Below are 3,831 nucleotides of genomic sequence, written 5' to 3'. Positions count from 1 at the left end.
ACGGCCCACAGGTGATCGAGCAGGAAGCCGGCATCGAAGAATACGACTCGCGCGATCGCCCTTTCATCTGGAGCCTGACGGGGGGCGAACAACGCGCCGCCACGGGGCTGGCCGATGTCTGCATCGAGGACGATTCCGTCACGATCCGCGCGCAGGTGATCGAGTGGCTGCGCGCCGGCGCACCAACGCACCAGCGCAGCGAGCAGATCGACCACTACCTCGCACAACTCGCCGCTGTAGACACATCACGTCAAGCCACGGCAGAAGATGTGCGCACGCACTACGCAAAGGACGTCGCATGAGCCAGAACGAACTTTCCACGCGCGGCGCGACCTGGATGCGCGTGCTTGCCGGCGGCGCGCCGGTGCCAGGTTACGGCAGCACGCTGCAAGTCGTCGATGCCGCGCTGGCGGGACGGCCCACTCGCTACATCGCCATCGTGCCCGACGCCGGGAACCGCTTCCCCCGCGCGCGCAACGGTGAAGTCGGTCTCATCGAAGGCTGGCAGCTTGCACGTGCCGTGCGCGATGCCATGCGTGCCGATGCAGGGCAGGAAAAGAAGCGCGCCATCGTCGCCGTCATCGATGTGGCAAGCCAAGCCTACGGGCGCCGCGAGGAGGCCTACGGCATCCACCTCGCCCTGGCTGCAGCGGCGGATGCCTACGCTGCCGCCCGCCTGGGCGGTCACCCCGTCATCGGCCTCATCGTCGGTCGCGCCATGTCGGGCGCCTTGCTGGCGCACGGCTACCAAGCCAATCGCCTGCTCGCCCTGGACGATGCCGACGTGATGGTGCACGCGATGGGCAAGGCTGCAGCCGCGCGCGTGACGCTGCGCTCCGTCGCCGACCTGGAACGCCTCGCACAAGAGGTTCCGCCCATGGCGTACGACATCGCTAGCTTCGCCTCGCTCGGCTTGCTGTGGAACCTGCTGAAGGTGAAGTCTGCCGACGCGCCCAATGCAGTTGACATCGATACCGTGCAGACGGCGCTCGCGGCGGCGCTGGCCGATATCGCAGCCGACCCATCGCGCGGGCTGGAAAGCCGCCTGGGCGCGCCGCTGCGCGGCGCATCGTCGGAAGTTCGCAAACGCCTGCGCGAGCAATGGAACGCGCAGCCAGAAAGCGCATAACGAATAGGAGACACATCACGGCGCGAACACATGCGCCCCGATGGTTTGGCCGTACCTGCCCTAGATGGCGCCTTGAATTTTTGCAAGCGGGCGGAAAAAGGAAGGGGAACTGTCTGAGCGCAGCGAGTTTTCCCCTTCCCCGCCCGGTTGCAGAAATTCAAGGGGAAGTCGCCATCTTGGGCGCGCCTTTCTTTGCTTACTTTCTTTGGCAAGACAAAGAAAGTGAGTCGGCCCCGGCAGGGGACGAAAAGGGAGGTGGACCACCAAGGTCCAAACCATCAAACCACCAACATCAAGGAGCCCTCACCATGGCAAGCAATCTGAACCTCGGTTTCATCGGCCTCGGCATCATGGGCACCCCCATGGCCGCACACCTGCGCGCCGCCGGCCACACGCTGTTCGTCAACGACGTCAATCCGGCCCCGGCCGCACTGGTGGAAGCCGGCGTGACGGTCTGCACGAGCGCCGAGGAAGTCACCAAGCGCGCCGACATCATCTTCATCATGGTGCCGGACACGCACCACGTGGAGTCGGTGCTGTTCAGCGAGAAGGGCGTCGCGAAGGCCCTGAAGGACGCCGGCAAGGACGTCGCCGCAGGCAAGATCGTGGTCGACATGAGCTCGATCTCGCCGATCGCGACCAAGGACTTCGCCGCCCGCGTCAACAAGACCGGCGCGCAGTACCTGGACGCCCCGGTGTCGGGCGGTGAAGTGGGCGCGAAGGCCGCGTCGCTGACGATCATGGTCGGTGGCGAGCAAGCCTCGTACGACCGCGTCGAGCCGCTGTTCCGCCTGATGGGCAAGAACGTCACGCTGGTCGGCGGTAACGGCGACGGCCAGACCACCAAGGTGGCCAACCAGATCATCGTGGCGCTGAACATCCAAGCCGTGTCGGAAGCGCTGCTGTTCGCATCGAAGGCCGGTGCAGACCCCGCAAAGGTGCGTCAGGCGCTGATGGGCGGCTTTGCAGCGTCGCGCATCCTGGAAGTGCACGGCGAGCGCATGGTCAAGCGCACGTTCGATCCGGGCTTCCGCATCGAGCTGCACCAGAAGGACCTGAACCTGGCCCTGCAAGGCGCCAAGACGCTGGGCGTAGCCCTGCCCAACACCGCCACCGCGCAGGAGCTGTTCAACACCTGCGCCGCCAACGGCCTGGGCAAGCAAGACCACTCGGCGCTGTGCCGCGCGATCGAGATCATGTCGAACCACGACATCGCCTAAGTCGCGCACCCTGCCGTCGCCTTCGGGTGGCGGCAGTCTTGTTTGAGCTGTCCCCTCGCCTTCCGACATGTACAACGACCACTCCGCCCAGGCTGCCTTGCGCGCCGCCCTGCCCAATCCATCGCCGCGTGCATTGCTGCACGGTCTGTTCGATACCGCCGTGGCGGCGGTCAGCGCGTCACAGTGTCTGCCGGGTTTTCTGCCGGAGCCGCCGCGTGGGCGCACCGTCGTGATCGGCGCGGGCAAGGCTGCTGCTGCGATGGCGGAAGCGGTAGAGCAGCATTGGCAAGGCGAGCTGTCGGGCCTGGTGGTCACCCGCTACGAGCATGGCCGTGCACCGGGTACGCAGGGCCGCATCGAAGTCGTGGAAGCCGCGCACCCCGTGCCGGATGCCGCGGGCCAGCGCGCCGCGCAACGCATGATCGGTCTGCTCGATGGCCTGACGCGTGATGACCTCGTGCTGTGCCTCATCTCCGGCGGTGGCTCCGCCCTGCTGGCCGCGCCGGCCGAAGGCCTGACGCTGGCCGACAAGCAGACCGTCAACCGCGCGCTGCTCAAGAGCGGCGCGAGCATCGGCGAGATGAACTGCGTGCGCAAGCACCTGTCGTCGATCAAGGGCGGGCGCCTGGCGCTGGCCTGTGCGCCGGCGCGGGTGGAGACGCTGCTGATCTCCGACATCCCTGGCGATGATCCGACGCTGATTGCCAGCGGGCCCACGCTGCCCGATGCAACCACCTGCGCGGATGCGCTGGCCGTCATCAACAAGTACGGCATCGATGTGCCGGAGGCGGTGCGGCGCCATCTGGAGAGCGGTGCGGGCGAGACGCCCAAGCCTGGCGACGTGCGGTTTGCCGGCCATCGCAGCCAGGTCATCGCCACCGCGCAGCAATCGCTGGAAGCGGCTGCGGCGCAGGCGCGTGCACTGGGCTACGAGGCACACATTCTGTCGGACAGCATCGAAGGCGAAGCGCGCGATGTGGCGGAGGTGCATGCCGGCATCGTGCGGCAGATCGTGGCGCGCAATCAGCCGTTCAAGAAGCCGTGCGTGATTCTGTCGGGCGGTGAGACCACCGTCACGGTGCGGGGCAATGGGCGTGGTGGGCGGAATGCCGAGTTCCTGCTCGCGCTGGGTGTGGCGTTGGATGGCCTGCCGGGGGTGCATGCGATTGCTTGCGATACGGATGGCATTGATGGCTCGGAAGACAACGCAGGGGCGATTCTCACGCCGGATAGCCTGGCGCGTGCTGAGGCGCTTGGGTTGAAGCCGAAGCAGCTGCTGGATAACAACGATGGGTATGGGTTCTTTCAGGCACTGGGCGATTTGATTGTCACCGGGCCGACCCGGACCAACGTGAATGACTTCCGGGCGATTTTGATTACGGGGTGAGTTGGATGGGGGATGTGTTTGCTGTTGTTGGTGCATCCCTCGCTTCGTCCCCTGCCGGGGCCGACTCACTTTCTTTGTCTTGCCAAAGAAAGTAA

Annotated in this window: 3 protein-coding genes and 1 pseudogene; all 4 read left to right on the top strand. The window is 66.0% G+C overall.

Annotation, left to right across the window (positions count from 1 at the left end; translation table 11 throughout):
- A pseudogene (locus tag QZ609_RS25180) lies at positions 1–302 on the top strand (biotin-independent malonate decarboxylase subunit beta); the annotation flags it as partial.
- Positions 299–1,129: a biotin-independent malonate decarboxylase subunit gamma gene (gene mdcE, locus QZ609_RS25175; protein ID WP_295500856.1), complete on the top strand. Its 831-nt coding sequence runs from the start codon at positions 299–301 to the stop codon at positions 1,127–1,129. The pseudogene QZ609_RS25180 and the gene mdcE, both read left to right, overlap by 4 nt.
- A 308-nt stretch (positions 1,130–1,437) precedes the next feature.
- Entirely contained in the window at positions 1,438–2,349 is a 912-nt protein-coding gene (gene glxR / locus QZ609_RS25170; RefSeq protein WP_295500853.1) for a 2-hydroxy-3-oxopropionate reductase, read from the top strand.
- 67 nt (positions 2,350–2,416) lie between these two features.
- Complete coding sequence (locus QZ609_RS25165; protein WP_295500850.1) at positions 2,417–3,736, top strand: glycerate kinase; 1,320 nt, start codon at positions 2,417–2,419, stop codon at positions 3,734–3,736.
- The last annotated feature ends 95 nt before the right edge of the window (positions 3,737–3,831 follow it).

Origin of the sequence: uncultured Ralstonia sp. (genome assembly GCA_913056305.1) — a bacterium.
Lineage (GTDB): Bacteria > Pseudomonadota > Gammaproteobacteria > Burkholderiales > Burkholderiaceae > Ralstonia.
The sequence above is the reverse complement of the archived record's forward strand: the minus strand, read 5'-3'. Positions and strand labels throughout refer to the sequence as shown.